Raw genomic sequence first — 23,555 nt, 5'->3', positions numbered from 1 at the left:
ATGGCGCTTCTGGACCTTCAGGGCCTGGAGCTGGCTGACCGCACTGGCGGTGGCGGCGGTGGCGGCGGTGGCGGCGGAAGCCGCGCGAGCCTGCTGCTCTGCGGCGACAGCTCGCTGTCCGTGACGACCTGCAACTGATCAGGTTTCCGATCGGGGCCCTGGGTGGGTAGACGTGCCCGCCCAGGGCAACCCCATGTTCTCGGAAGGGTGGTGTCCGTGGCCACCGACGGCGATCGGCTACTGCGGCAGGCGATCGGCTACGGCGGCGGCTGGACGGTCACGCTCGGCGCCACCGCGCTGCTCGGCGCGGCAGCCGAACTCCTGCTGCCGGCCGTACTGGGACTGGCCGTGGACGCCGCGCTCGGCACCGCCGACGGGCGGTGGCCGGTGGCCGCCTGCGGGCTGGTCCTGCTGATCGTCGCCACCGACACCCTCGGCGGGCTGGCCGGCGGTACCGCGGCCGCCCGCACCACCGCGCGGCTGCGCCACCGCCTGCTGCGCCACCTGCTCGCCCTCGACCCGCGCGCCGCCGCCCGGCATCCGGTCGGCGACCTGATCGGACGGCTCGTCGGGCAGGCCGCCGACGCCGGGCAGGTCGGCATCACCGTCGTCTTCGGGTTCACCGCCCTGCTGCCCTCGCTCGGCAGCATCGTCGCCCTCCTCCTGCTGGACTGGCCGTTGGCCGTCACCCTCGTCGCCGGGCTGCTGCTGCTCGCCGTCGGGCTGCGGGCCTTCGTCACCGACGCCTCCGCCGCCGCCACCGGCTACCTCACCGCGCAGGGGCAGATCGCCGGCCGCCTGTCCGAGGCGCTGCGCGGTGCCCGGACGATCGCCGCCGCCGGGACCGTACCGGCCGAGATCGACCGGGTGCTGGCGCCGCTGCCCCGGCTCCGCGCGCACGGCGCGGGCACCTGGCGGGCTCTCGCGCTGGCCTCGGCCCGGACCGCCGCGGTGGCGCCGCTGCTGCAACTGGCGGTCGTCGCGGTCGGTGGCTGGTCGGTGGCGGCCGGCCGGCTGACCCCGGGCCAGCTCTTCGCCGCCGTGCAGTACGCCGCGCTCGGTGCCGGCGTCGGCACGGTGGTGGCCACGCTCAACCGGCTGGTCCGGACCCGGGCCGGCGCGGTACGGGTGGCCGCCCTGCTGGCCGAGCCCGAGCGCCGGTACGGGCCGGCGGAACTGCCCGCCGGTGCCGGTCGGCTGGTCCTCGCCGGGGTGACGGTGCGCGGCGCCGACGGCCGGCCGGTGCTGGACGGGATCGACCTGGCGGTGCCCCCCGGCACGGCGCTGGCCGTGGTCGGCCCGTCCGGGGCCGGCAAGTCCACCCTGGCCGCGGTCGCCGGACGGCTCTGCGACCCGGACGCCGGCGAGGTACTGCTCGACGGTGTCCCGCTGCGCCGGCTCGCTCGGGCGTCGTTGCGTCGCGCCGTCGGGTACGGCTTCGAACGCCCGGTCCTGGTCGGCGACACCATCGCCGAGGTGATCGGGCTCGCCGGCGACGTCGCGCCCACCCCGCCGGAGGCGCCGCCGGCACCCGACCCGGCCCGGCACCGGCTGCTCGCGGCGGCCCGGGCGGCGGCGATCGACGGCTTCGTCGAGCGGCTGCCGGAGGGCTACCGCACCCGGCTGGCCGACGCGCCGATGTCCGGCGGGGAGGCGCAGCGGCTGGGCCTGGCCCGCGCGCTCTACGCGGAACGGCTGCTCGTCCTGGACGACGCCACGTCCAGCCTGGACACCGCCACCGAGCACCGGATCGCCCGGGCGGTCGCCGCGCACGCCGACCGGCGTACCCGGTTGATCGTCACCCACCGGGTGGCCACCGCCGCCGCCGCCGACCTGGTCGCCTGGCTGGACGGCGGGCGACTGCGCGGCCTGGGCCGGCACCGGGACCTGTGGCGCGACCCGGACTACCGGGCGGTCTTCGACGCCGTACCGGCGCGGCCGCGCGACTCACCGGCCGGGGCCGGGCGGTGAGCGGCGTCCTCCGGTTCGCCGTCGGGGCACTGCGCCGGCGGTCCCGCCCGCTCGGCCGGCTCGCCGCCTGGTCGGTGGCGGAGGCGGTGCCGGCGCTGCTCGCCGGCCAGTTCACCGCCCGCGCCGTGGACCAGGGGTTCCTGGCCGGTCGCCCCGGCACCGGGATGGCCTGGCTCGGCGCGCTGGCCGTGACGGTCTGCGTCGGGGCGGTCGGCACCGGCCGGACGTACGCCCGGCTGGGCGACATCGTGGAGCCGTTCCGCGACGAGTTGGCGCACCGGGTGGTGGCCGGGGCGCTGCACCGGTCGACCGCCGCCGGTGGCCGCCCGGACACCGCGGCGGTGGCCCGGCTGACCCACCAGGTGGAGATCGTCCGGGACACCTTCGGCGGGCTGGTCATGGTGGTGCGCGGCTTCCTCTTCGCCGCCACGGCGGCGCTGCTCGGCCTGCTCTCGCTGGATGCGGTCGTGGCGGCCGTCGTGGGGGTGCCACTGGTCGCCGGGCTGGTCCTGTTCGCCGCCGCGCTGCCGGCGATGGTGGCCCGGCAGCGCGACTACGTCCGGGCCGACGAGCGGCTGGGCGAGGCGACCAGCGCCGCCTTGACCGGACACCGGGATGTGACCGCGTGCGGCGCGCAGGACGTGGTGGCCGCCCGGGTGGGACGGCAGATCGACCGGCAGGCCGCCGCCGAGCGCGCGCTGGCCCGGATGGCGGCGCTGCGCAGCCTGACCCTGGCGGTCGGCGGCTGGCTGCCGCTGGCGGCGCTGCTGCTGGCCGCGCCGTGGCTGGTCCGCCGGGGACTCACCGCCGGGGCCGTGCTCGGCGCCCTGGTGTACGTCGCGACCGGCCTGCAACCCGCCCTGCACTCGCTGGTGCAGGGCGTGGCCGGCGGCGGGCTGCGCTTCGCGGTGACGCTGGACCGGATCCTCGCCGCCACCGCGCCCCCCGGGCCGACCGCCCCGCCGCCGCGACCCGCTCCGCCGACCGCCCCGCTCCCCCGACCGACTCCCCCGCTGCTCCGGCAGTTCCCCCCGGCGCCGCTGCTCCGGCCGGCGCCGCTCGCCGGCAACGGAGGACCGGGACGGAGGACCGGGCACGACCCGGCCCGCGCCGAGCTGCACGGCGTGACCTTCCGGTACGGCCCGCACGCCCGGCCGGTCCTCGACGGGTTCGACCTCACGCTGCCCGACGGGGACCACCTCGCCGTGGTGGGGCCGAGCGGAGCCGGCAAGTCCACCCTGGCCGGGCTCCTCTCCGGGCTGCTGCAACCCCAGGCCGGCTCGGTACGCCTGGCCGGCGCGCCGGTCGCCGGGGTCGACCCCGGGACCCTCGCCACCCGCCGGGTGCTCATCCCCCAGGAGGCGTACGTCTTCGCCGGCACCCTGCTGGAGAACCTGCGCTACCTGCGGCCGGAGGTCGAGGAGAGCCGGGTGGCGGCGGCGGTGGAGCGGCTGGGCCCTGCGACGACCTGATGCCGTGCGCGGCGGCCTCGAGGACGAACTCGATCAGCAGCTCTCCGGCCGGCGAACAGCTCGTCGCCGTGATGCCGCGCCTATCTCATCGCTCCACTGGCGATCCTGGACGAGGCGACCTGCCACCTGGACCCGGCGACCGAGGCCGTCGTGGAGCGGGCCTTCGCCGCACGCCCCGGCGCGCTGCTGGTGATCGCCCACCGGATCAGCTCCGCCCTGCGGGCCCGCCGGGTGCTCATCCTCGACGGGGGCCGGCCGGTGCTGGGCCGGCACGACGAGCTGCTGCTCCGCTCGGCGTCCTATCGGGAACTGGTCGGACGCTGGCAGGGCGAGCCGGAGTCGGGTCGCCCGGTCAGCGCCTGACTCCGGCCCGAGACACGGCCTAGATCCAGCCCTCCTCACGGGCGATCCGTACCGCCTCGATCCGGGTCCGGGCGCCGGTCTTGCCCGCGATCCGGGAGAGGTGGTTGCGCACGGTGCCCGGCGAGAGCGAGAGCTTGCTGGCGATCTCGACCACCGGCCACCCCTCGGCGGCGATCTCCAGCACCTCGACCTCGCGGGGCGTCAGCGGGTTCTCCCGGTTCAGCGCCGCCACCACCAGGTTGGCGTCGACGACCGAGTCGCCCCGGGCGAGCCGGCGGACCGCCTCGATCACCCGCTCCGGCGCGACGTTGCTGCCGAGGAAGCCGATCCGCTGGCCCGGGGTACGCAGCGCGTCGTCGAGCACCCGTGGGCGACGGGGGTCGACCAGCACGAGCATCGGGCACGGCGGTTCCGACGGCGTCCCCTCCGCGCCGTGCAGGACCCCGGCGCCGAAGAGGCTCCCGTCGGCCACGGCCACGTCCGGGCGCCGCGTGCGCAGGGCCAGAGCCAGTTCCTCGGGCCGGTCGACCTCGGCGACCACCTCGATGTCGTCCTCGATGGTCAACACGTAGGCCAACGCGCCGCGGATCAGGGCGCCGTTCAGGGCAAGCAGTGTCCGAATCACTTTCCCCCCTGCTGTTCGTGATCAAGTAATCACGAGCTGTGAACATTCAAACACGGCGGAACCCCGTGCGCTCGTTGGAGGGACCGCGGTGGCGCATGGGTCGGACAACCGACTCGGCGCAGGTCACGGCCGGGCCCCGGCGCCCGTCGGGAGGGCGGGTGCCGGGGCCCTACGGCGCACCGGGCCGGACGGAACCGATGGCGGGCCGGACTCAGATCCAGCCGGCCTGCTGCGCCCGCCGCACCGCCTCCAGCCGGTTGCGGGCGCCGGTCTTGCGCATGATCACCGAGAGGTGGTTCCGGACCGTGCCGTGGGCCAGGAACAGCCGGCGGGCGATTTCCTTCAACGGCAGGCCCTCGGCGACGATGCGCAGCACCTCCGCCTCGCGGCTCGTCAGCGGGCTGGTCGGCGGCAGCAGCGCGGCGACGGCCGTACCCGCGTCCACCACCCGCTCGCCGGCCGCCACCGCCCGGACCAGCCGGACCAGTTCGGCCGGGGGCACGTTCTTGTTGACGAACCCCCGCGCGCCGGCCCGGATCGCCCGCTGCAACGCCTCCGGGTGCAGCTGCGTACTCAACGCCAGCACGGCGCTGCCCGGCACCTCCGTACCGAGCCGCTCCACCACGGCGAGCATGTCGGCGCTCGGCAGCTCCAGATCGGCCACCACCACATCCGGTCGCATCGCCCGGCTCACCGTCACCAGGTCGGCCGCCTCGTGCAGGTCGGCCACCACCTCCAGGTCGGTCTCGCTGGACAACATCGCGCGCAACGCGCGCCGTAACAGGCCCATCTCCTCCACGATCACAATGCGGATCACGAGGTCTCTCCGATCTCGTTACACGCGACACGTCGGTTGCGCCGACCACCCCGGCCAGGCCTTCTCGAACCATCGAGCACGGCCTCACCGGGCGGCATCCCGCATCCGGGGACACACGCCAGTCCGACTGGGCGGCGACGGGGCACCTCCGTCATGGCCCGGTCGCGACACGGGCACATCGGAGGGGACGAAAGCGGCGGCCCGGACGAGGCCGCCAGGCCCGGTCAGCCAGGCAGGGTGGGTACGCCGGGCGACCGCCCGGCACCGATCGTGTCCACGAGAAGTGCGGTCGGCCGTGACCGTGCGCCGGGCTGCCAACCCGCGCCAGCGGGCAGGGCCGCCGGCTGGGCGCCAGCGCCGGTCACCGCCCCGGCCCGCTGCTCACCGGGGCCGCTGCGGGCGGGCGAGAACGGGCCGTACGGCGTGGGAGCGCCCGCGCCGCGCGCCGTGGCGCGGACGGCGGCGCTGTGCTGCACGGACCCCATCCGGGCGGTGGAGGACGGTGGCGCGGCGACGGGCCGGGCCGGTGATCCGGCGATCGACCGGTACCCCGACGGCAGGCCCGGCCCCGGTTGGACCTCGCCGGGCGGCGGCAGGGCCAGCGGTTCCGGCGGTGAGCCCCTGGCGGCCACGGGCAGCGCCGGCCCCAGCGGGGCGCGTCCGGGTATCTCCGGCACCGCCTGCACCGCGCGGACGACGACCCACGCCGGCCGGGCGGCGACCGCCAGCCCACCGAGCAGGACGGGATCGGCGACGAGCCGCACGCGGTCCGCCGCGACCGGGACCGCCTCGGCGAGGTGCCCGAGCACCCGGGCCGGTGGCACGACCGCGCGTCGCAGCGGTGCCGGCCCGGTCACTGTCTGGATGCCGACAGGTGGGCGGTCCCGCTCGGCGGCGACCGACCGGGGCAGGCGCGGCTGCGGCCGGCGACCGGGCTCGACCGCGGCCGACCCGGGCGGGCGCGGTGCCACCTCCGCCGACCGGGAACCGCCGGGCGCGTCACCGGCCGGGGCCGGGCGGACTCTCCTCGGTGGACCGGCGGACCGCCGGTCGGGTGCGGCGTCGACGAGAGCGACGCGGTCCCGGGACGGGGCCGACCGGGGCCGCTGCCCGGCGGGCCGCTGCTCGGCGGCGGTGGAGGTCAGGCGCGCCAGGGTGGACCCTGCCGACCGGGGGCTGACGTCGGGCGTCGAGCCGAGCAGCGCCGGCCGGCCGTCGCGACCGTCGTCGGCCCGGGCGGGATCGTCGAGGAGAGCCAGGAGGAGGTATCCGACCAGCGCGACGCCGCCGAGCAGCGCGATCCGGACCAGCAGGGCGCACCGCACCCCGGCGGGGGCCGGTGGGACCGGTCCCCGCGGCTGCCGGACTGCTGACACCGCGGTCATGTCGCGAAGGTGACCCTCCGGGAAGGCGGACAGGAACGACATCGTAACGCCGTGTCTACCACGCCGCATCCGGAAGCGACCCGCGCCTCGCGGTGACCAGCATCGATCGTTGCGGCGGCGCCGGCGCGGTCACCGCCGGTGCACCGCCGGCCCGGTCAGCTCCGGCGGCCCGAGCCGGTACGCCGGCGCAGCGCCGGGGTCATGTGCCAGCGCGCCGCCCCGGCCAGGTCACGGGCGTGTTCGAGCACCGTGTAGTCCTGCCGGGCGGTGCCCTCGGCGACCGCCCGGTCCAGGTCGTCGTCGCAGCGCATCAGGACGGCGTCGAAGTCGCGGCGCATCGGCGCCAACAGGTCGTACCCGAAGGAGCGGTACCGGCGGGCGAAGAACGGCCGGTAGAGCCGGACCCGTTCGTGCAGGCCGGACGCGTACGACAGCCGGCCCGCCGGGCGACGGCGGACGTGCTCCGGCAGCCGGTCGGCGAAGGCCCGCCGGAGGATCCACTTCTCCCGCCCGTCGCGCAGCTTCAGCTCCGCCGGCATCCGCAGCGCCAACTCGATCAGGGAGAGGTCGAGGAAGGGCACCCGGACCTCCACCCCGTGCGCCAGGCCGGTCCGGTCGATCCGCTGCAACTCGGTACGGCCGAGGTTGCGCAGCCGGTGCAGGAGGAGCCGTCGGGCCGCCTCCGGGCCGAGCCGTTGCTGCGCCGGCCGGCCGCCGAAGAGTTCGTCCGCCCCGTCGCCGGTGAGGACCACCCGGACCCCGAGGTCGCGTACCCGCCGGAACAGCGGCACCGAGACGACGGCGTCGATGACGTCGCCGTACTCGGTGAGTTCGGAGATCCGGATCGCCTCCCGGACGTCGTCGAGCCGGATGTCCCGCGGCCGCAGCTCGATCACCTCGTGGTGCACCCCGAGTTCGGCGGCGAGCCGGCGGGCGTGCCGTACGTCGTCGCTGTCCGGGTCGCCCACGGTGAACGCGACGCAGTCGTGGTGCAGCTGCCGTACGTGCAGCAGCACGAGAGCGCTGTCCAGGCCCCCGGAGAGCGGCACCCCGACGGTCAGGTCGGTATCCACCCGTGCCCGGATGCTCTCCCGCAGCCGCTCGCGGAGCAGCGTCGCGGCCTGCCCCGGATCGTCCACCGGAGGCTGCCGGTCGCCGAGCCGGGCGAGGTCGAGGTAGGGCACCAGATCCGGCCCGGCGACGGCGCCGGCCCAGCCGTGGTGCCCGGGCGGCACCTCGGAGATCGGTGCGCCGACCGGCACCAGCGCCTTGACCTCCGAGGCGACGTGCAGCCGCCGGAGCTGACGGGACCAGTACAGCGGCCTCACCCCGAGCGGGTCCCGGGCCAGGTACGTCCGGCCGGTCGTGGTGTCCACGATCGCGAAGGCGAACTCGCCCCGCAGCCGCCGTATCGCCCGCGGTCCCCATTCGAGGAACGCCTCCAGCACCACCTCGGTGTCGCTCTCGCTGCGCAGCCGGTGGCCCAGCCGGACCAGCTCGGCGGCCAGCTCCCGGTGGTTGTAGATCTCGCCGTTGTAGCAGAGCAGCCACCGGCCGTCGGCCGAGGCCCACGGCTGCGCCGCGCGTTCCCGGTCGACGATCCGCAGCCGCTGGACACCGGCGAGCACGTCGGCCCGGAGGTGGGTCTCGGCCAGGTCACCCCGGGGACCGAGGGTCGCCAGCATCCGGTGGAAGGCGGCGCGGTCGGCGCCGGAGCCGAGCACGAGGGCGATCCCGGACACCGGGCTCAGCCTCCCATCGCGGTCTGGAAGTCGCGCCGGAGCCGGCCGGCGCCGCGGGGGCTGACGCACACGTGCCAGAACTGGTCCTCGTCGATCACGTTGACGTCGCCCCAGCCCTGCCGTTCCAGCAGCAGCGCGGCCAGGGTGCCGTGCGCGTCGAAGCGACGGAACCAGGACATCTCGATGTCCACGGCGTGTCCGGTGCAGTGTCCGCTGGGCAGCATCGCCGCCTGGCCGAGAGCGCGGAGCCGGTGTTGGTGCTCGACACTGCGGGCCAGACTCGTCACCCAGAGCGGCGGGGTGGGACCGGTACCGCGTTGTGCGAGGTCGACGGCGAGCTGGTTGAGCAGGGCCACCACCTCCGGCCGGGTCCGGGCGAAGCGGAGCCCCGAGGTGTACGGCGCCCGGTGCGGCCAGACGCGGCGCTCGACCGTACGGAGGGTGCGGGTGAGCATTCCGCCGGCCCGCCGTCGGTACCGGAACCGGAGCAGGCCGCCGCGGCCCAGCGCCTCGACGTCCACCAGATCCGCCGAGTTGTGCAGTTCGGCGTCCGTGGCGTAGCCCGGTAGCCGTCCCCACCACATCACGTCGATCCGGGAGAGGAGGTAGATCCTGATCAGTTCCGCCACGTCCGGGGCCCGCGCGGGACCGTCGGTGCGGCGGTCGGCGACCTCCAGCACGAGCTGGCGTGCGACCTCGACCGCCCCGCCGGGCAGGGCGGCCAGGACCGCGGAGAACTCCGGCCGGGTCAGCCGCCCGGTCAGCGCCGCCTCGAGGGCGGGCAGGTCGGCGGGGCCCGTCCAGGCCGCGACCGCGGGCAGCAGGTCCGCCACCGCCGCCCGGTACGTCACCAGGTCCGGCAGCGGGGCGGCCGGACCCGCGCCGGCTCCCTTCCCCGGGGTCGTCCACGTCCGGGCCTCGACGTGTCGGGCCGCCTCTTGGCTGGGCATCTCCGGCCTCTTCCCGGTGCGACGTGAGCGGTTTCCGAACTCGGCCGGCCGGTGCCCCGGGGCGGCCCGGCCCGCCTCTGCCGCGCCCCGGGGATCACCTGGTCGCAGGCGGTCGAACCGGCCACGTCCAGGAAGGACACGCGGACGGCGGCCCAAGTTCGCACGCTAACACCGGATTAGCGGGAAAGACGGGATTCGCCTGTTTTGCGCGTTGCGCCGCCCCGGTCCGCCCCGACCACGCTCCCGGCCGGCGCGGCGAGTCGGGGCGGCCCCGTGCTCGCCCCGGGGGCCACCGGCGGCTCCGGTGCCCCGCCGAGGTCGGAGCGATCTTCGACGGAGACTCCGACCGACGCGGATTCGCGGTCCGGCGCTCGCGGACAGGGCGGGTCCCGGCCTCGGGCGGCGGCGGAACGGGTGCCTGACGGCCGCCGGGGTGCGATAACCTCCGGCGGCGACGCCTCGCCGAGCGGGACGACGGGGCCGGGCACGTGCCCGGACGGTTCAGGCCGGCAGGCGCTGAGTAGCCGTACTCGTGCGCCGGCGGCGTGCCCGGGAGAGAGTCGAGGACATGACCGAACCACGGCAGCAGGGCCGGACGCGCGGCTCGGTTCCGCTCTGGACAGTCCTCACCGGGGCCGTCACCGCGGCGGCGTACTGGGGGTTCCTCGGCTGGGACCAGCAGAAGGACACCGATCCGCTGACCGGGAACCAGACCGGGCCGTTCCAGGCCTGGCAGGTGGCCGGCCTGGTGCTGGTGCTCGCGGTGCTCGCCTTCGCGGCCGGCCTGCGCGGTCGGCCCTGGCTAGCCAGCATCGTGGTGGCCGTCGTGCTCACCGTCTCCTTCGCGCTGGACGCCGCGACCGACGTGGACGCGGACGGGCTCTGGCCGATCGGTGCCGCCCTCGTCACGCTCGGTTCGCTCCTCGGTACGGCCCTGGTGGCGGGGGCCGGCGCGCTTCTTGCCCGCCGCCGCACCGCCTGAGGTCACCGGCGGACGGACCGACTCCGTACCGCGCCGCGTCGTGGCGGCTAGTCTCCGGCGGAGCGGGACGGCCGCACCGGGGTCACCTGCCGGGGCGGTGCAACCGGTTGACGTCGTGCCCGAGGGTCAACATGCGTTCCACGGGCCGCCGCATCGGCTCCCGGGGAGCGTGGTTGGGGCTGCCGCCGTCCAGCAGCGGATCCGGGTCGGCCCGGCGGATCACGTACTGCGCGGTCAGGGTGTCGACGCCGGTCCCCCGGGCGCTGTTCGGCCGGTAGGTCACGGTCGCGGCCAGGGCGGACGCCGCCTCGATCACCCCGGCCCGCCAGTTGCCCGCGCGGTAGACCCAGACCGGATCGGTGGGGCGGTAACTGGCGGTGGAGTCGATCTCGGCGGGGTCACGCCGGTGGGGGTCGACGGTGGGAGCGGGCATCTTCACTGTCCTCCTGGCTCGGCACCCGGCGTCGTCTCGATCAACTGCCGGGATGGGGTGGGCTGGGCCGACCGTCGGCGGCCCGGGTGTTTCGGTTGGCTGAGGTGACCCGCGCCGAGGCCGAACCGGGTCGGCTGTGCGGCGGCGTCCAGATCGGGCAGGGTCTGACCGTCGTCGAGGGCGCCGAAGCCCCGGCCGGTCTTCACCCGGTACATCGCGGCGTCGGCGATGTCGAGCACCTCGGCGAGGTGGGTACCGGTGTCCACCGGCGCCAGGCCGACCGAGGCCGTGACCCGCAGGTTGGCGTCGGCGACCCGGATGGGTGCCGCCAGCATCTCGGCGAGCCGGCGGGCGGACTGGTGCAGCCACCGCCCGTCCTGGCGCCCGCTGACCAGCAACCCGGCGAACTCGTCCCCGCCGAGCCGGGCGATCAGGTTGTCCCCCGCGTACGCCGCGAACCGCCAGGCGACGGCGATCAGCACCTGGTCACCGACGGCGTGCCCGAACCGGTCGTTGATCTGCTTGAAGCCGTCCAGGTCGAGCATCACGGCGACGAGCGGCGGCCGGCCGGGATCGGCGACGAGCGCGGCTCCGATCTGGTAGAACGCCCGCCGGTTCGGCAGCCCGGTGAGTGGGTCGTGGCTGGCGGCGTGCCGTTCCGCCCGCAGCTCCTCGCGCAGCCGGATCACCTCCGCCTCGGCGCACCGGGCCCGGGAACACATCCGCCACGCGGCGCCCAGCCCGGCGACCGCGGCGGCTCCGGCTGCGAGAGTGAAGGGGTCCACTATGGATTTCCCCTCAGCGGTCCCGGCCGGACGCCGGCCCGAGGGAGGGTCGAACGATGGGCCCGAGGGCCTTCGGACGGCGGGAATTTGTCACCCTGAGTGACCAAAATCCACATCGGCCCCCACCCGCTGGCACCGCCTCGTCGCGGTGCGTTCGCGGCCATCGACGCAGGCAGACAGCCACGGAAGCGATCGGCAGCGCCTCCGCAGACCTCCGCGTCGCCGGCAATGGTCCCCCGCCCCCATCACGAAAAGTGAACAAACGGACACACCGTTTCAAGCGCTATCATGCTCGCTGTCAGGTGCAGAAGCAAGAGCGAATGCACGTGCAGATGGTCATGCACCGAGTGGCCGGGCCGACGGCGTCCGCGTCCCGCCGCGGCATGACGACGCGTCCACGGGGGAGGAAGCAGACGTACGCCGGGCGCGCGCGACGCCCCCTCGCCCTGACCCCTGCGGGATCTCCAGAAAGACACCGATGACTCACACCTACAACGGCATGGCCAGTGCGCAGCTACCGCATGTCAGCTGGCAGAAGAGCCGCCGCAGCAACCCCAGCGGCAACTGTGTCGAGCTGGCCCAGCTGCCGGGCGGCGCCGGGATCGCCATCCGGAACTCCCGTGACCCGGAGGGACCGGCGCTGATCTACACCCACGACGAGATCGCGGCGTTCATCCTCGGTGCCCGGGACGGCGACTTCGACCACCTCATCCCGTAGCCGTCGCTCCAGCTCTGCCGGCTCAGGTCCGCCCTCCCCCGGACGCGGTCGCACCCCGACCGCCGTCCGCCCTCCCCCGGACCCGCCACCCGGCCCGGCGCTCCCCTGCGGACCACGCGCCCCCGGTACACCCTCGGCGGTCACTCCGCCGGCGTCCGCGCCACCCACCTCGAAGCCGACCTCCGGGCCGCCCGTCCACGGCCCGCCGGTGCCCCCTCCGGTACGCCACGCCGTTCATTCCGGTCGACCGGCGCCACTCGCCCCGCGGCACGCGTCCGGGTCGACGCGCCCGACGAACAAGGGGATCGGAGTCCGACCGACCGCCGAGAAATTTCGGGCCTGAGGTCTACCCCCCTCACCGTTGTGGCATGGCATGCTTACCGACGGATTTGGCCCGGCCCGTTCGCCGGGTCATGTCGAGCATGCGGAGGCGGCAGGTGACCAAGGATCAACCCGACGGTGGACCGGACGCCGATGGTGGGACACCCACCGACGGCGGGCCGGTCTTCGACGGGCTGGCCCTTGACGGATCCGCCACGGGCCCGACCGTGCTGCGCATCCTCCTCGGCTCCCAACTGCGCAAGCTGCGCGAGGCCTGCGGCGTCAGCCGGGACGCCGCAGGTTATGAGATCCGCGCGTCCGGATCCAAGATCAGCCGGATGGAGTTGGGCCGGGTGGGCTTCAAGGAACGTGATGTCGCCGACCTGCTGACCCTCTACAAGGTCTCGGACACCGGCGAACGGGACGCCCTGCTCGCCCTGGCCCGTCAGGCCAACAACCCGGGCTGGTGGCACCGGTACGGCGACGTCCTGCCGCACTGGTTCCAGTCCTACCTGGGCCTGGAGAGCGCGGCGGCCCTGATCCGGACCTACGAGGTGCAGTACGTCACCGGGCTGTTGCAGACCCGGGACTACGCGCGGGCCGTTGTCCTGCTCGCCCACGACGGAGCGCCACCGGACGAGATCGAACGCCGGGTGAACCTCCGGATGGACCGGCAACAGATCCTCACCCGCCCCGGGGCTCCCCAACTCTGGGCGGTGCTCGACGAGGCGGCGTTACGGCGGCCCATCGGAGGGCTGCGGGTGCTGCGGGACCAGGTCGCGCACCTGATCAAGGCCAGCAGGCTGCCCAACGTCACGATCCAGGTGATCCCCTTCGCCGCCGGCGGGCACGCCGCCGCCGGAGGCGCCTTCAGCCTGTTGCGTTTCCCCGACCGGGAACTGCCGGACGTGATCTACATGGAGCAGCTCACCAGCGCGCTCTACCTCGACAAGCGCGACGACGTGGACTACTACGCCGCCGCGATGGAACGGCTCTGCGTCGAGGCCGACCCGCCCGCGAAGAGCAGCGAGTTCCTCCAGCGGCTGCTGGCCGAACTGGACGCCGTCGAGGGCTGACCCGGCCGCAGCGGCACCACCGCGCCGCGACCACGGTTCCGTTCGGCGCTCCGTCCGCTGCCGGGCGGCCGGATGGGCCAGACTACGGGTATGCAGCTACGCCGGCTTGACGGCGCCGTAGCCCTGGTCACCGGCGCGTCCTCGGGCATCGGGACCGCCGCCGCCCACCGGCTGGCCCGGGCCGGGGCCCGGGTCTTCCTCACCGGCCGCGACCCGCAACGGCTCGCCGCTGCCGCCCGGTCCGCCGGCGGTACGGCGCTGCCCTGCGACCTGGTCGACCCGGAGCGGACCGCCGGACTGGTCCAGCGGGTGCTGGACGACACGGGCCGGGTGGACATCCTGGTCAACAACGCGGGCCAGGGCTACGCCGGAGCGCTGACCGCGATGGGCGATGACCAGATCGCCGCGCTGGTCGCCGCCAACCTGACCGCGCCGATGCTGCTGACCCGGGCCGTGCTGCCGGGCATGCTGGCCCGGGGCCGGGGGCACCTGGGTTTCGTCGGTTCCATCGCCGGCCGGCTCGGGGTTCGCGAGGAGGCGGTGTACGCGGGCACCAAGGCGGGGCTGAGCGTCTTCGCCGACAGCCTGCGTCAGGAGACGGCCGGACGCGGAATCGTGGTCACCGAGCTGGTACCCGCGGTGGTGGACACCCCGTTCTTCGACCGCCGGGGCCGGCCGTACCCGCGCCGTCGACCCCGCCCCGTCTCGGCGGAACGGGCCGCCGACGCGCTGTTGGCCGGCATGTTCGGCAACCGGTCCGAGGTGTGCCTGCCCCGGTGGATGTACCTGCCGATCGCGGTCCGGGCCGCCCTGCCGGCGACGTACCGGCGGCTCGCCGGCCGGTTCGGCTGAGCGTCAGGGGTTAGGAGGGGGCCCTTCCTCTACCGAAAACGATAGGAAGGGCCCCCTCCTTACATCCCTAGCCGGCGCGGAGGGCGCGCAGGGACTCGCGCAGCGAGCCCATCGTGGCGAGCACTGCGGTCGGCTCGTACCCGCAGTGGGCCATGCAGTTGGCGCAGCGCGGATCCCTGCCGCGCCCGTACGCGGACCAGTCGGTGGTCTCCACCAGTTCCTTGTACGTCTTGACGTACCCGTCCCCGAGCAGGTAGCAGGGGCGCTGCCAGCCGAAGAGCGAGTACGACGGGATCGCCCAGGCGGTGCAGGAGAAGTCGACCTTGCCCTCCAGGAAGTCCAGGAAGAGCGGCGAGTGGTTCAACCGCCACCGCTTGCGCCGGCCCTCGCCGAACGCCTTGCGGAACATCGTCCGGGTCTCCGTCACACCGAGGAAGTGCTCCTGGTCCGGCGCCTTGTCGTAGGCGTACGCCGGGGAGAGCATCATCTGGTCGACCTTGAGGTCGTCGTTGAGGTAGTCGAGCACCTCGATCACGGTCTGCGGGGTGTCGGTGGAGAAGAACGTGGTGTTGCTGGTGACCCGGAAGCCCCGCCGTTTCGCCTCCTTCACCGCCTCGACCGCCTCGTCGAAGACGCCCTCCTTGCAGACCGAGGCGTCGTGCCGCTCCCGCAGCCCGTCGATGTGCACGGCGAAGGAGAAGTAGCGGGACGGGGTGAACTTGTCCAGCTTCTTGCGCAACAGGGCGGCGTTGGTGCAGAGGAAGACGTACTTGCGCCGCTTCACCAGCTCGGCGACCAGCTGGTCGATCTGCGGGTGCATCAGCGGTTCGCCGCCGGCGATGGAGACCATCGGCGCCCCGCACTCCTCGATCGCGGCGAGCGCCTGCTCCACCGGCATCCGGCCCTTCAGCACGTCCGCCGGGTGCTGAATCTTCCCGCAGCCTGCGCAGGAGAGGTTGCAGGCGAAGAGCGGCTCCAGCTCGACCAGCAGCGGGAAGTGCGGCCGGCGCCGCAGCTTCTGCCCGATGAGGTAGCGGCCGACCCGGATGCTCTGGCGCAGCGGCATGCCCATCTCAGCACCCCACCCCGGTCGGCGGGGCGCTCCGTTTCGCCCGGACGTGCTCCACTGAGTCGCTGCGCTGCGAGGTCCCCGTCATGGTGTCCGTATCTCCTTGGGAAGGGTGAAGTGCATGCTCTCGGTACGGGTGATGAGTTCCCGTACCGTGCCGGCGCCGAGGCCGGCCAGCGCCGCGACGGTCTCGTCGACCAGGCGCGGCGGCGCCGACGCGCCGGCCGTGACGCCGACGACGCGTGCCCCGGCGAGCCAGCGCAGGTCGACGCCGTCGACGTCGTCGACCAAATAGGCCGGGGTTCCCCCGCGCTCGGTGACCTCCACCAGGCGCCGGGAGTTCGAGGAGTTGGCCGAGCCGAGCACCAGCACGACGTCGGCCTCGACGGCCACCTCGCGCAGCGCGGCCTGCCGGTTGGTGGTGGCGTAGCAGATGTCGTCGGAGTTCGGGCCGGTCAACGCGGGAAAGCGCCGCCGCAGCACGTCGAGGACCGCGGCCACCTCGTCCACCGCCAGCGTCGTCTGGACCAGGTACGAGACCCGGTCCGGGTCGCTGACCTCGATCCGCTCCGCGTCCCCGACGTTCTCCACCAGGGTGATCTGGCCGGGCGCCTCGCCGAGGGTGCCCTCGGTCTCCTCGTGTCCGGCGTGCCCGATCAGCAGCACGGTGTTGCCCCGCCCGACGAACCGGCGGGCCTCGGTGTGCACCTTGGTCACCAGTGGACAGGTCGCGTCGATCACCGGAAGGCGCCGGTCCGCCGCCGCGCCCCGCACCGCCGGCGCCACCCCGTGCGCGGAGAAGACCGTCAGCGCCCCGTCGGGGACCTCGGTCAGCTCGTCCACGAAGACCGCGCCCCGGCGTTGCAGGTCGGCGATGACGTGCACGTTGTGCACGATCTGCTTGCGGACGTACACCGGCGGGCCGTGCCGGTCCAGCGCCTGTTCGACCACGCTGATCGCCCGTTCCACCCCGGCGCAGAACGACCTCGGCGAGGCCAGCAGCACCTGGCGGGCTGTCGTCGCGGCGGCCCACTCGACGAGCGCCGGGGCGACCCTCGGCAGGGTCCGCAGCGCGGTCAGCACCCGGCCGGCGGTCACCGGGCGGTACAGCCGCTGGGGCGGCACGTCGGCGACCACCCGTACGCAGGTGGTGGGGCGGCCGGAGGCGCCGGCGAGCAGCCCCGCCGACTCGGTGTCCACGGCCAACGCCCCGGTGGCCGCCAGCCGGTCCCGTTCCGGGCCGTCCACCAGCCGTCGACTGCTCACCACCGGCCCCAGGTGGACGGTCAGGCCGCGTCGGCGCAGCGCCGCCGCGACCATCGGCGCCGCCGGGCAGGGCACCGCCTCGTCGGGCGGCGCGCCGTCCCGGCGTACCTCGGTGGCGACCACGACGTCACCGGGGCGCATCCCGGCGACCAGCCCGCCGGCGATGCCGGCCACCGCCAGCGCACCCGCCTCCCGGTAGCCGGCGGCGACGCGTCCGGCCCGGTTCAACCCCCGGCCGGTACGCCGCAGCGGGGCGCCCGCCGGCAGGCCCCGGCGCAGCGCGCGGGCCTCCGTCCGCATGGGTGCGAACAGCACCCAGTCGCCGCTCAACTCGGTTCACCCGGGTCGGCGAGGAGCCGGCCGAGCGCGCTGATCGGGAAGACCAGCCGGTAGAGGTGGTAGTTGATGTAGAAGTCACCGGGGAAGCCGGTGCCGGTGTACTGCGGCTCGTCCCAGCCGCCGTCCGGGCGCTGGGACTCCAGCAGCCACCGGACGCCCCGCCAGAGCGACGCCCGGTCGCCGGAGCGGGCGGCGTGCAACGCCAGCAGCGCCCACGCGGTCTGCGACGCGGTCGAGGTGCCCCGCCCCCGCCAGCTCGGGTCGCGGTACGAGCGCATGTCCTCGCCCCAGCCGCCGTCGGCGTTCTGCCGCCGGTGCAGCCAGCAGAGCGCCCGGGTGATCGCCGGGTCGTCGGGGCGGACCCCGGCGGCGATCAGCGCCGGGACGACGGCGCCGGTGCCGTACACGTGGTTGGCCCCCCACCGGCCGAACCAGGAGCCGTCGGCCTCCTGGCTGCGCAACAGCCAGGCCACTCCCCGGCGGACGGCGGCGGAACCCGTCAGCCCCTCCGCGCAGAGCGCCTCCACCACGTGCGCGGTGACGTCCGCGCTGGGCGGGTCGATCACCTCGCCGAAGTCGCAGAACGGCAGCTCCCGGGCGATCCGCCGGGTGTTGTCCGCGTCGAAGGCACCCCAGCCGCCGTCGGCGGACTGCATGCCGCACAGCCACCGCAGTCCGCGTTCGATGGCGGGCCGGACGCTCGGGTCCGGGCCGCTACGACGCAGCGCGAGCAGCACCTCGGCGGTGTCGTCGGTGTCCGGGTAGCCGTCGTTGTCGAACTCGAAGGCCCAGCCGCTGGGCACCAGGCCGGGGCGGCGCACCGACCAGTCGCCGGGGACCCGGATCTCCTCGGCGAGCAGCCACCGGGCGGCGGCGGTCAGGGCCGGATGGCCGGGCGGCAGGCCGGCGTCGGCGAGGGCGGTCACCGCCAGCGCGGTGTCCCAGACCGGGGACTGGCACGCCTCCAGCCGACGTACCGGGCCGTCCGGGGTCTCCTCCCGCACGGTGAAGCGTTCCAGTCCGGCCAGGCCGGCCCGCAGCACGGGATGCGACAGCGGGTAGCCGACCAGGTGCAGCGCGATCAGCGAGTAGACCCAGGGCGGCTGGATCCCGCCCCACGAGCCGTCCGCCTCCTGCCGGGCGACGATCCACTCGGCCGCCCGGCGCAGCGCGTTGCGCCGCAGCGGGCCGACCGGGCGCCGCTCGTAGCCGCGCAGCGCGCCGTCCAGGCGGTGCATCCAGCCGTCGCGCCGGCGCAGCGACGGCGGCGGTGCCGGACGCTCGCCGGTACGCAGCTCGCGCAGGGAGAAGCCGAGCGGGCGTACCGGCCGCAGCGAGCGGACGATGGCCAGCGGCACGATGGTCTGCCGGGCCCAGCAGGCGAAGTCGTAGACGTTGAGCGGGAACCAGGGCGGCAGCAGCACCACCTCGGGCGGGATGGCCGGCAGCCGCTGCCACGGCCACTCGCCGAACAGCGCCAGCCAGAGTCGGGTGAAGACCCGGCTCCGCTCGATCCCGCCGTGGGCGAGCACGAACTCCCGGGCCCGGCGCAGGTGCTCGGCCTCCGGCGGGTCGCCGGCCAGCCGCAGCGCCGCGTACGCCTCGATGGTGGTGGAGAGGTCACCCGGGCCGCCGTGGAAGGTGGCCCAGGCGCCGTCCGACCGCTGCCTGGACCGGATCCACCGGGCCGTGGGTTCGGTCTGCTCGGCGGTGCGGACGCCGAGGAACTCCCGCATCAGCAGGTCCTCGGCCTCCATCGTCACGTTGGTCTCCAGCTCGCCCTGCCACCAGCCGTCCGGCTCCTGCCCGGCCAGCAGCAGGTCGCGGGCCCGGTCGAGGGCCGCCCTCGCCTGTTCGCGCAGCTCGGCGTCGGGCACCGTCCCGGCCTCGGGCGCCGGTCCCGCGGCGGCGGCCGGCACGGCGGCGTCCAGCGCGGCGGCGGCGGCCGGCACCGCCGCGGCCGCCAGGGCGGCGGCGTCGGTGTCGGCCAACCTGCCGCCCCGGCCACCGTCGGGCGTGCCGCCGCCGGATCCAGCCCCGTCGGTTCCGGCGCCGCCGGACCCAGCGCCGTCCGTTGCGGTGCTGCCCGTTGCGGTGCCGCCCGTTGCGCCGTCCGGCCCGGCTGCCTGAGGTCTGGCGCCGTTGGGGCTGGCGCCGTCGGTGGAGATCAGTCCAGCCATCAGTGGTCCCGTCCCGTCATGAAGTGCGCGATCGCCACCAGGTCCGCGTGTACCTCGGCGCCGGCCTCCGGACCCGGCGCGGCGAGCTGGTCCAGCTCGGCGAGCGCCTCGGTGAGCAACCGGTCGGCCTGCTTCTCCGTCCAGTCGCGGGCACCGGTCTCCTCGATCAGGGTCGCGGCCAACGCCAGGTCGGCGGCGGAGAGCTCCCCCGGGCTGGTGTACAGCTCGGCGAGCTGGGTGGCGGCCGGGCCGCCCGAGGTGAGCGCCCGGACCACCGGCACGGACTTCTTCCGGGCCCGCAGGTCGGCCAGGACCGGCTTGCCGGTGACGGCCGGCTCGCCCCAGATGCCGAGCAGGTCGTCGACGAGCTGGAACGCCAGACCGAGCCGCTCCCCGTACCGGGCCAGGCCGTCGACCACGGCGGGCGAGCCGCCACAGAGCACCGCACCGAGCGTCGCGGAGCAGGCCAGCAGCGCCGCCGTCTTGTCCCGGGCCATCGCCAGGCATTCGTCCAGCGTCACGTCGGTCCGGGTCTCGAACGCCACGTCGGCGGCCTGCCCGGCGATCAGCCGCCGGATCGCGGCGTGCAGCACCGGCATTCCCCGGCTGACGTCCAGGTCCGGCGCGAGGGTCAGTACCTCGTCGGCGAGGCTGAGCAGCGCGTCGCCGGCCAGGATCGCCGGACCGAGCCCGAAGGCGGCCCAGGCGGTCGGCCGGTGCCGGCGCTCCAGGTCGCCGTCGATGACGTCGTCGTGCAGCAGCGAGAAATTGTGCACCAGCTCCACCGCGACCGCGCCCGGCAACCCGCGGCGTACGGTCTGGCCGGCGGCGCGCGCCGAGAGCAGTGCCAGGGCCGGCCGCAGTCCCTTGCCGCCCCGCCCGGTGGGCTGGCCGGCCGCGTCCCAGTAGCCGAGCTGGTACCCGGCGACCAGGCGGGTGCGCTGGTCGATGCGATCGAGCGCCGCCCGGATCTCGGGTGCGACGAGTTCGTCCACCTGGGTGAGGATGTTGGGCAGCATCATGGTCATGTCGGTGCCTCCGTCGCACTCGATGTCGACCCGAGGTGGGCGAGTACGACGTCCGCGGCCCGGTGACCGCTGCGTACGGCGCCCTCCATCGTGTCCGGCCACCCCGTGTCGGTCCACGCGCCGGCCAACGCCAGTCCCGGTGACCGGGTCTGGGCCGGCGGCCGCGCACTACGGGAACCCGGCTCCTGCCGGAAGGTCGCCCGGGGTTCACGGGTCACGAACGCGTCGAGCACCCGGGTCCGGCGTGCCGCCGGGAACAGCTCCGCCAGCGCGTCGATCTGGGTCCGCAGCAGTGCGCCCGCCCGGGTCGCCAGCACCTGTTCGGCGGCGGAGATGGAGACCACCAGGTACTGCCCGGCGGTGCCGGTCGGGCTCCGGTCGAAGACCCACTGCACGGGCGTGTCCAGCCCGGCCGCGAACTCCAGGTCGGTGACCCGCTGCTGGTAGCGCACGTGCACGTTGACGATCGGGGCGGCGCCGAGCCGCGCCCAGCGGGCCCGGTCGGGTGCCGCCTCGGCCGGCACCAGCCGGGCCGCCTGCGGATGCGGCACCGCCAGCACCACGGCGGCGACGGCCAGCTCGATGCCGTCGCCGGAGATCCGGTACCCGCCGTCCTCGGCGCGGATCTGCCGCACCCGTACGCCGGTGCGGACCGTCGCGCCGCGCTGCCGCAGCAGGGTGCGGGCCGGTCCGCCGTGCAGTTCGGACAGCGGCGCGGTGGGGCGGCCGAGGTCGGCGGCGTCGGCCCGGTCGAGCAGCCCGGTGCGGAACACCCGGGCGGCCAGCGCCAGCGACGCCCGCTCCGGCGGGGCGTTGAGCGCGGCCGTGCAGATCAGCTCCCACAGCCGGCGGATCGTCGGCGCGTCCTGGCCGTGAGCGGCGAGCCAGGTGCCGAAGCTGATCCGGTCGGCCGCCGGGTCGTCCGGGTCGACGCCGCGCAGCGCGGCGGCGGCCCGGATCGCCGCGAGCCGCTGCCCGAAGCGCAGCGGACGGTAGTTGAGCAGTGCGGGCAGCAGGTGCGCCGGCGCCGGCAGCCGGCGGTGGCGGGCCAGTACATGCGGCGGCACCCCGACCCGCAGGATCGGCACCGAGAACCCGTCCTGCAACGCGGCCCGGTCGGCGGTGCCGAGCCGGGTGAGCAGTTCCCGGTATTCGTGGTAGCAGCGGAGGAAGACGTGCTGACCGGTGTCGACGGTGAGGTCGCCGCGCCGGAAGGAGTAGGTGGCCCCGCCCAGCGCCGGCCGCGCCTCGACCAGGGTCACCCGGTGTCCGGCGTCGACGAGCCGGATCGCGGCGGCGATGCCGGCCAGGCCGCCGCCGATCACACCCACCCGGTCGGTGGTCACGACCCGCTCCGGGTCATCGCCCGCGCCGCCACGTACGCCTTCTCCCAGCCCGGCAGCGACACCCGGCTGCGGGTCACCGCCAGCGGGTCCGACGCCATCCGGACCAGTAGCCGGTGGTAGATGCCGGCCATCGCGGCGACGCAGGCGGCACTGCGCCGGTCCAGCAGCGGCAGCAGTCGCAGCCCGGTCTGGTAGTACCGCTCGGCCCGCTGCGCCTGCCAACGCAGCAGCGCGGCCAGCCGCTCCGGCGGGTCGACGAGTTCGCCGTCGGCTCCGAGTCGCAGGGTGCAGCCGAAGCGCTCCAGATCCTGGCGGGGCAGGTAGATCCGGTCCACCGCGCGGTCCTCGACGATGTCGCGCAGGATGTTCGTCAGCTGGAGCGCGATGCCCAGGGTGTCGGCCAGCTCGCTGGCCACCGGCCGGCTCACCCCCGGGCGCAGCTCGAAGACGCCGAGCGAGAGCCGGCCGATGGAGCCGGCCACGCAACGGCAGTAGCCGACGAGTTCCTCGAACGTCTCGTACCGGGTCCCCCGGACGTCCGCGAGGCAGCCCTCCACCAGCTCGTCGAACGCCGCCAACGGGATGGGCAGCCGGTTCGCGGCGTCGGCCAGGGCCACCAGCGCCGGATCACGGCCGGCCGCCGGCAACCGGTGCAGCGCGGCACGGACCTGGTCGAGCCGGGCGAGCTTGGTGGCCGCCGGCAGGTCGCCGTCGCCGATGTCGTCGATGCGCCGGGCCACCGCGTAGACCGCGCAGAGGGCGGCGCGGCGGTCGGGCCGGAGCAGCCGGATTCCGTACGAGAAGTTGCGGGCCTGGCTGCGGGTGACCCGCGCGCACTCCCGGTAGGCCCGTTCCAGCCCACCCTCGCGTCTCATGCCGCGCTCACCAGCCAGGAGCGGAGGAAGGCGGTGGCGACGCCGGCCCGGGTCGGCCGGGGCGGCCCGGGCAGCGGGTCATAGCCGCTGCGGGCCAGCGCGGCGAGGGTCGCCTGTCCACCGGCGACATAGCCGGCGACGGCGACGCGGGCCCAGCCGTGCAACTCGCCGACGAGCGGGGCGCCGGCGGTGAGCAGGCTCTGCGCCCGCTCCGCCTGCTGCCGGACGACCGTGCGGAGCGGCTCGCCGGCCCGCGGCGCGTCGAGTTCCCGTTCGTCCACGCCGGCCGCCGCGAGGTCCTGGGTGGGCAGGTAGATCCGGCCGCGACGGCGGTCCTCGGCGACATCCTGGAGATGTTCGACGATTTGCAGCGCCGTGCAGATCCGGTTGGAGAGTTGGATCCGGGGGGCGGTACGGGCACCGAATACCTGGAGGACCAACTCCCCCACCGGGTCGGCGGAGAGGTGGCAGTACTCAGCCAGGCTGCCGAAGGTCGGGTAGCGGTCGACCACCTGGTCGCGGCGGTTCGCCTCGATCAGCCGGAGCAGCGGGTCCATCGGCAGCTGGCAGTCCACCAGCGTGGGCGCGAGGTGGAGCAGCACCGGATGCCGGGGCGGCAGGCCCTCGTACATCGACCGGACCTCCCGCTCCAGCCGCTGCAACGCGGCCAGCCGTACGGTCGGTCCCTCGTCGCGCCCGGCCGTGTCCGGTTCGTCGCCGAGGTCGTCGACGAACCGGGCGTACGCGTACAGTGCCAGCAGGTGCCGCCGGATCCTGGCGGGCAGCACACGCAGCGCGACAGGAAAGTTCTCGCCGGCCAGCACTGTCTCCGGCAGCCGTCGCTCGCCGGGCCGGTCCGAAGGCGGTTGGCCGGGAGCATCGTCGGTCAGATCAAGCACGCTGCCGCCTCTCGCGAGGTCCATCTGTCAGCCAGAGCCCAGCCAGACCGCCGCGCCAGAT

Annotated in this window: 22 protein-coding genes; 8 read left to right on the top strand and 14 right to left on the bottom strand. The window is 75.1% G+C overall.

Going from position 1 to position 23,555, the window contains the following annotated elements; genetic code table 11:
- The 4 genes from ACQEUR_RS22775 (at window position 1) to ACQEUR_RS22760 (ending at window position 3,806) form a co-directional block, all read left to right on the top strand.
- Window positions 1-138, top strand: a complete 138-nt coding sequence (locus ACQEUR_RS22775) for a SapB/AmfS family lanthipeptide (protein ID WP_433034615.1) — start codon at window positions 1-3, stop codon at window positions 136-138.
- A gap of 78 nt (window positions 139-216) precedes the next feature.
- Window positions 217-1,971 (top strand): ABC transporter transmembrane domain-containing protein, encoded by a 1,755-nt coding sequence (locus tag ACQEUR_RS22770; protein WP_433034613.1) that lies wholly within the window; start codon window positions 217-219, stop codon window positions 1,969-1,971.
- Window positions 1,968-3,443 carry an ATP-binding cassette domain-containing protein gene (locus ACQEUR_RS22765; RefSeq protein ID WP_433034611.1) on the top strand — a complete coding sequence of 492 codons (1,476 nt, stop codon included), beginning with the start codon at window positions 1,968-1,970 and terminating at the stop codon, window positions 3,441-3,443. Before ACQEUR_RS22770 ends, ACQEUR_RS22765 begins: the two co-directional genes overlap by 4 nt.
- Window positions 3,444-3,593: 150 nt before the next feature.
- Window positions 3,594-3,806 (top strand): hypothetical protein, encoded by a 213-nt coding sequence (locus tag ACQEUR_RS22760; protein ID WP_433034609.1) that lies wholly within the window; start codon window positions 3,594-3,596, stop codon window positions 3,804-3,806.
- Window positions 3,807-3,825: 19 nt separating this feature from the next.
- On the opposite strand, the gene ACQEUR_RS22755 is transcribed toward ACQEUR_RS22760, so the two are convergent.
- From ACQEUR_RS22755 to ACQEUR_RS22735, 5 genes are all read right to left on the bottom strand, one after another.
- Complete coding sequence (locus ACQEUR_RS22755; RefSeq protein WP_433034607.1) at window positions 3,826-4,431, bottom strand: response regulator transcription factor; 606 nt, start codon at window positions 4,429-4,431, stop codon at window positions 3,826-3,828.
- Between the two features lie 211 nt (window positions 4,432-4,642).
- Window positions 4,643-5,248, bottom strand: a complete 606-nt coding sequence (locus ACQEUR_RS22750; protein ID WP_433034605.1) for a response regulator transcription factor — start codon at window positions 5,246-5,248, stop codon at window positions 4,643-4,645.
- A gap of 224 nt (window positions 5,249-5,472) precedes the next feature.
- Window positions 5,473-6,633: a hypothetical protein gene (locus tag ACQEUR_RS22745; protein WP_433034603.1), complete on the bottom strand. Its 1,161-nt coding sequence runs from the start codon at window positions 6,631-6,633 to the stop codon at window positions 5,473-5,475.
- 155 nt (window positions 6,634-6,788) lie between these two features.
- Window positions 6,789-8,375, bottom strand: coding sequence for an asparagine synthetase B family protein (locus ACQEUR_RS22740; RefSeq protein WP_433034602.1), 1,587 nt, complete (start codon window positions 8,373-8,375; stop codon window positions 6,789-6,791).
- Between the two features lie 5 nt (window positions 8,376-8,380).
- A complete protein-coding gene (locus ACQEUR_RS22735) occupies window positions 8,381-9,325 on the bottom strand; it encodes a hypothetical protein (RefSeq protein ID WP_433034600.1) in 945 nt (314 codons plus the stop codon).
- Between the two features lie 568 nt (window positions 9,326-9,893).
- Between ACQEUR_RS22735 and ACQEUR_RS22730 the strand changes: the two genes are divergently transcribed.
- On the top strand, window positions 9,894-10,307 hold the full coding sequence (locus tag ACQEUR_RS22730) for a hypothetical protein (protein ID WP_433034598.1): 414 nt from the start codon (window positions 9,894-9,896) through the stop codon (window positions 10,305-10,307).
- A gap of 82 nt (window positions 10,308-10,389) precedes the next feature.
- On the opposite strand, the gene ACQEUR_RS22725 is transcribed toward ACQEUR_RS22730, so the two are convergent.
- Both ACQEUR_RS22725 and ACQEUR_RS22720 read right to left on the bottom strand, forming a co-directional pair.
- Window positions 10,390-10,740 (bottom strand): hypothetical protein, encoded by a 351-nt coding sequence (locus tag ACQEUR_RS22725; RefSeq protein ID WP_433034596.1) that lies wholly within the window; start codon window positions 10,738-10,740, stop codon window positions 10,390-10,392.
- A 2-nt stretch (window positions 10,741-10,742) separates the two neighbouring features.
- Window positions 10,743-11,525: a GGDEF domain-containing protein gene (locus ACQEUR_RS22720; RefSeq protein WP_433034594.1), complete on the bottom strand. Its 783-nt coding sequence runs from the start codon at window positions 11,523-11,525 to the stop codon at window positions 10,743-10,745.
- Window positions 11,526-12,003: 478 nt separating this feature from the next.
- Between ACQEUR_RS22720 and ACQEUR_RS22715 the strand changes: the two genes are divergently transcribed.
- The 3 genes from ACQEUR_RS22715 (at window position 12,004) to ACQEUR_RS22705 (ending at window position 14,492) form a co-directional block, all read left to right on the top strand.
- On the top strand, window positions 12,004-12,243 hold the full coding sequence (locus tag ACQEUR_RS22715) for a DUF397 domain-containing protein (protein ID WP_433034592.1): 240 nt from the start codon (window positions 12,004-12,006) through the stop codon (window positions 12,241-12,243).
- Between the two features lie 515 nt (window positions 12,244-12,758).
- Window positions 12,759-13,640, top strand: coding sequence for a helix-turn-helix domain-containing protein (locus tag ACQEUR_RS22710; protein ID WP_433034628.1), 882 nt, complete (start codon window positions 12,759-12,761; stop codon window positions 13,638-13,640).
- Between the two features lie 90 nt (window positions 13,641-13,730).
- Complete coding sequence (locus ACQEUR_RS22705) at window positions 13,731-14,492, top strand: SDR family NAD(P)-dependent oxidoreductase (RefSeq protein ID WP_433034590.1); 762 nt, start codon at window positions 13,731-13,733, stop codon at window positions 14,490-14,492.
- A gap of 67 nt (window positions 14,493-14,559) precedes the next feature.
- On the opposite strand, the gene hpnH is transcribed toward ACQEUR_RS22705, so the two are convergent.
- The 7 genes from hpnH to hpnC form a co-directional block, all read right to left on the bottom strand.
- Complete coding sequence (hpnH, locus tag ACQEUR_RS22700) at window positions 14,560-15,564, bottom strand: adenosyl-hopene transferase HpnH (protein WP_433034588.1); 1,005 nt, start codon at window positions 15,562-15,564, stop codon at window positions 14,560-14,562.
- Window positions 15,565-15,645: 81 nt separating this feature from the next.
- Window positions 15,646-17,127 (bottom strand): 4-hydroxy-3-methylbut-2-enyl diphosphate reductase, encoded by a 1,482-nt coding sequence (ispH, locus tag ACQEUR_RS22695; RefSeq protein ID WP_433034626.1) that lies wholly within the window; start codon window positions 17,125-17,127, stop codon window positions 15,646-15,648.
- A gap of 26 nt (window positions 17,128-17,153) precedes the next feature.
- A complete protein-coding gene (shc, locus tag ACQEUR_RS22690) occupies window positions 17,154-19,157 on the bottom strand; it encodes a squalene--hopene cyclase (RefSeq protein WP_433034586.1) in 2,004 nt (667 codons plus the stop codon).
- Between the two features lie 188 nt (window positions 19,158-19,345).
- Window positions 19,346-20,374 carry a polyprenyl synthetase family protein gene (locus ACQEUR_RS22685; protein ID WP_433034584.1) on the bottom strand — a complete coding sequence of 343 codons (1,029 nt, stop codon included), beginning with the start codon at window positions 20,372-20,374 and terminating at the stop codon, window positions 19,346-19,348.
- Window positions 20,371-21,720: a hydroxysqualene dehydroxylase HpnE gene (gene hpnE, locus ACQEUR_RS22680; RefSeq protein WP_433034582.1), complete on the bottom strand. Its 1,350-nt coding sequence runs from the start codon at window positions 21,718-21,720 to the stop codon at window positions 20,371-20,373. Before hpnE ends, ACQEUR_RS22685 begins: the two co-directional genes overlap by 4 nt.
- Window positions 21,717-22,595 (bottom strand): presqualene diphosphate synthase HpnD, encoded by an 879-nt coding sequence (hpnD, locus tag ACQEUR_RS22675; protein ID WP_433034580.1) that lies wholly within the window; start codon window positions 22,593-22,595, stop codon window positions 21,717-21,719. Before hpnD ends, hpnE begins: the two co-directional genes overlap by 4 nt.
- A complete protein-coding gene (gene hpnC, locus ACQEUR_RS22670; RefSeq protein WP_433034578.1) occupies window positions 22,592-23,494 on the bottom strand; it encodes a squalene synthase HpnC in 903 nt (300 codons plus the stop codon). Before hpnC ends, hpnD begins: the two co-directional genes overlap by 4 nt.
- Window positions 23,495-23,555 lie beyond the last annotated feature (61 nt).

The organism is Plantactinospora sp. CA-290183 (genome assembly GCF_050936375.1).
In the GTDB taxonomy this organism is placed as follows: domain Bacteria; phylum Actinomycetota; class Actinomycetes; order Mycobacteriales; family Micromonosporaceae; genus Plantactinospora.
This window is presented reverse-complemented; position numbering and strand designations above follow the sequence as displayed.